Genomic DNA, 1,981 nt, shown 5'->3' on the forward strand with positions numbered 1-1,981 from the left:
TGATCGCGCCGACCGACTCCTGGGTCGCCGTCTGCATGCCGGCGATCTGGGCGGAGATCTCTCCGGTCGCCTTGCCGGTCTGCGCGGCCAAGGCCTTCACCTCCTGGGCGACCACCGCGAATCCCTTGCCGGCTTCTCCGGCACGGGCCGCCTCGATCGTCGCATTCAGGGCCAACAAGTTGGTCTGCTCGGCGATCGCCGTGATCAGCTGCACGACGTCGCCGATGCGGGCGGCGGCCTGCGACAGCTCGGTGATGCGGCCGTCGGTCTTCTCCGCCTGCCTGACGGCCTCGCCGGCGATGCGGCTCGACTCCTGCACCTGGCGGCTGATCTCCTGCACCGAGGAGGTCATCTCGTTGGTGGCGGAGGCGACGCTCTGGACGTTGGTGGAGGCGAGCTCGGAGGCGGCCGCGACGGTGTTGGAGAGCCGCTGCGTCACCTCGGCGGTGCGGGTGAGGGTGCCGGCGGAGGCTTCGAGCTCGGTCGCGGCGGACGACACCGTCTCGACGATCTCGCCGACCGCCGTCTCGAAATCGCTGGCGAGCTTGTGCATCTCGCGCTTGCGGGCGTCGGCGGCGATGCGCTGCGCTTCGGTCTGCGCACGCGCCTCGGCCGCGGCTTTCTCCACCGCCTTCGCCTTGAACGCCTCGACCGCGCCGGCGATCTCGCCCACCTCGTCCTTGCGGCCGAGGCCGGCCAGCACGACGTCGAAATTGCCGTCGGCGAGCTGCCGCATGCCGCTGGTCAGCATCATGATCGGCTTGGCGATGCCGAACTGGGCGATCACGAAGCCGATGACCAGCGCCAGCGCCACGCCGCAGCCGATGATGGTGTAGGTGGCGGTGATCGCCGAGCCGCTCGCCGCCGTGAGCTTTTGGGAGCCGGTGGCGAGCTGATCGTCGATCGTGCTGCCGAGCGTCGTCACCACCTCGGTCGTCTTCATGACCACCGGATCGACCGTCGTGCGCAGCAGGTTGGTCGCCTCGTCGTTCTGGTTGGCGAGCGCCAGCTTGACGATCGGCTTGCCGGCGTCGCGGATGGCCGCCAGGTTCCGCTCGACCTCCTCGAAGCGGGCGCGGAATTCCGGCTGCCGCCCCTTGGCCGCGGCAGTCTTCTCGAACGCCACGGCGATCGCGGCCTCGATCTTCGGCGCCGCCTTCTGCATCTCCTCGTCGCTGGTCTCGGCGATGATCCGGTAGAGCGACATCTCGTACTGGAAGAGGGCGCGGTTGATCTGAGCCGTCTCGACCCGCGAGCGCGCGTCGCCGGCGATGAAGCTCGAATAGGCCTTCTCGATCTCGGACATCTTGCTGCCCGCGAACCAGGCGCCGAAGCCGGCGATCGCCGCCAGCAGAACGACCACCGCGAGGATTTTCGGCAGGATACGGATGCTCGTCAGGAACGACATGGATGTTCTCCGGCAGGACGTCGATCGAAGCGCACGCGCGGAAACCTGCCGCCGCGGTGGGGCCAGTGGATGGGAGCGCATCGGAAGGCGCCGCGCTCCGGCAATTCGGGTGCTTGCGACGAAACCGTGGACGAGCCCGGTATCGCCGATCGGCATTCAAAGATGTGAATTGAATCGATTAAAACATTCTTTTGGGGACCATCGAGCGACCGCATAATGGTATAGGTTTGTTTGCGTATCTCGGAATTGTACCGACGGCGAGAACCGATGATCTCGTTCTGCGGGGTTTTGCGGAGTGCTCGTCCGGACGATGTCGAACATGGTCGCGGCCGGTATCATGCGAACAAAAAAAAAGCCCGGGCGTTTCTGCGCCCGGGCAGGAGGACTGGGTTGACGGCGCCGGCGGGCGTCGGTCCCGGTCTGGAGAGAGTCAGGCGGCCCTGATCGTCTGCAGGAAGCGGCCGACCTCGAGCTTCAGACGATTGCTCTCGCCCGACAGCGCCTGTGCGGAGGACAGCACCTGCGAGGAGGCGGAGCCGGTCTCGGTGGCGCCGCGGTCGACCTCGGTGATGT

At 67.0% G+C, this 1,981-nt stretch carries 1 protein-coding gene; it reads right to left on the bottom strand.

Annotated elements, in window-relative coordinates; genetic code table 11:
* Positions 1–1,408 (bottom strand): methyl-accepting chemotaxis protein (locus A33M_RS25270; protein ID WP_040621802.1); only part of this gene is annotated, 1,408 nt, incomplete at its 3' end.
* Positions 1,409–1,981: the final 573 nt, after the last annotated feature.

The organism is Rhodovulum sp. PH10, from assembly GCF_000293785.1.
Classification (GTDB): domain Bacteria; phylum Pseudomonadota; class Alphaproteobacteria; order Rhizobiales; family Xanthobacteraceae; genus Rhodoplanes.